The following is a 251-nucleotide window of genomic DNA, read 5'->3' as shown; positions in this document are numbered from 1 at the left end:
GTGGGCAGCGGCGCGGTAGGTCTGCTCGGTGATTGCCCGGTATTCCTGCGAACGCTGCATCCCCAGCACGGCGTTGAGGTTGTCGTTGGCGGCCACGGCGGCATCGCCCTGTGCGGCAGGCGCGGCAGCGGCGGCAGCAGGGGCCGGGGCAGCAGCTTCGGCGGGGGTCTCGGTGCGCTTGCCCGCCCCCAGCGCCATCACGGCGCAGGCCAGCACGGACAGGGAACCAGCGGTACGACGCATGGCACTCA

At 72.5% G+C, this 251-nt stretch carries 1 pseudogene; it reads right to left on the bottom strand.

Features of this window, described 5'->3' with window-relative positions:
- Positions 1 to 243: pseudogene (locus ACQG3P_RS20940) on the bottom strand (5'-nucleotidase, lipoprotein e(P4) family); the annotation flags it as partial.
- Positions 244 to 251 lie beyond the last annotated feature (8 nt).

Origin of the sequence: Stenotrophomonas sp. SrG, assembly GCF_050031795.1 — a bacterium.
Lineage (GTDB): Bacteria > Pseudomonadota > Gammaproteobacteria > Xanthomonadales > Xanthomonadaceae > Stenotrophomonas > Stenotrophomonas rhizophila_A.
This window is presented reverse-complemented; position numbering and strand designations above follow the sequence as displayed.